At 74.3% G+C, this 1331-nt stretch carries 2 protein-coding genes and 1 pseudogene; all 3 read left to right on the top strand.

The annotated features are described in order from the left end of the window. The coding region (locus tag AOK16_RS19560; protein ID WP_478072407.1) for a PIG-L family deacetylase at positions 1–499 on the top strand (499 nt) is incomplete at its 5' end. Continuing rightward, the gene (locus AOK16_RS19555) at positions 496–864 is read left to right on the top strand and encodes a DUF6113 family protein (protein WP_055473504.1); all 369 of its coding nucleotides are present in this window, start codon (positions 496–498) and stop codon (positions 862–864) included. The genes AOK16_RS19560 and AOK16_RS19555, both read left to right, overlap by 4 nt. Before the next feature lie 153 nt (positions 865–1017). Beyond that, positions 1018–1331, top strand: a pseudogene (locus AOK16_RS26700) (hypothetical protein); the annotation flags it as partial.

Below are 1331 nucleotides of genomic sequence, written 5' to 3'. Positions count from 1 at the left end.
CACGTACGACGAGAACGGCGGTTACGGCCATCCCGACCACATCCAGGCCCACCGCGTCGCCATGCGCGCGGCCGACCTCGCCGCGGACCCCGGCTTCCGCCCCGACCTCGGCGAGCCGCACACCATCGGCAAGATCTACTGGAACTGCCTGCCGCGCTCGGTTGTCGAGGCCGGGTTCGCCCGGCTGCGCGAGGCCGGACTGACCTTCGGCGGTATCGCCTCGGCCGCCGACCTGCCGGGCTTGGTGGGCGACGCGGAGGTGGCCGCCCGCGTCGACGGCCGCCCGTACGCCGCCGAGAAGAGCGCCGCGATGCGCGCGCACGCCACCCAGATCGCCGTCGACGGCCCCTTCTTCGCGCTCTCCAACGACCTGGGCCAGCCGCTGCTGGTCGAGGAGTTCTACCGCCTGGTACGCGGTGAGCCGGGCCCGGGCGAGCGGCCCGAGAACGATCTCTTCGCCGGGGTCGAAGGACCCGGGACGGCGGAGGTGGGCGCGTGAACGCCGTCCGCTTCCTCGCGTACGCGGGCTTGGTCGTGCTCGGCGCGCTGGTCGGCGCCGCGGGCGCGCTCGTCCAAGCCGCCTGGTTCCCGGCCGGGTTGGTGCTCGCCCTGCTGGCCATCGGCGCGCTCTGCTACGGCGCGGTGAAGGCCCTCGGCACCCGGCTCGGCGGCTGGGCGCCCGCCATGGGCTGGCTGGTCGCCGTCCTGCTGCTGACGACCGCGCGGTCCGAAGGCGACTTCCTGTTCGGCGCGGGTGTCGGCTCGTATCTCTTCCTGCTGGGCGGAATGCTCGTCGCTGTGATGTGTGCCACGGTGCCCTACGTGCCTCCACCGGCCTTGCGGGGTGCCCGACTTGGGGGGTGACGCGGCAAAACTCCCCGCCGTGTGGCGCCGCCTCCGGAGTGGGTGATACGGCGGTCCAGCGGTGGGTGTCAGCGGTGCCCAGTATGGTGGTGCGCGCCGCCGAGCCGCCCGCGCGAGGTCTGACGGGCGGCGGAGCCAACCGGGAGAACCGCCTTGAGCCGAGAAACTGACACTTCGTCCTCCGGGCCCCAGGGCCGCGGGGGAGCCGCGTACCCGTCGGGCACCCCGCCGTACGGAACTCCGGGGTACGGGTCGCCGTACCGCACGCGCGAGGGCGCGCGCGACGGGGGCGAGGCAGCGCCGGCGGAGCAGGCCCAGGCGCCCGAGGCGGACGCGTTCGAGGCCAAGCCCGAGACCCGGACCGAGACGACGCTCACGACGCGGATCCGGATCAACATCCCCGGCTCCCGGCCCATCCCACCGGTCGTCGTCCGCAAGCCGGTCGAGGACAGCGGCTCCGACGCGGG

Origin of the sequence: Streptomyces pathocidini (assembly GCF_001418495.1) — a bacterium.
Taxonomy (GTDB): Bacteria; Actinomycetota; Actinomycetes; order Streptomycetales; family Streptomycetaceae; genus Streptomyces; species Streptomyces pathocidini.
Note: the sequence above shows the minus strand (reverse complement) of the source record. Positions and strands in the feature narration are given on the sequence as shown.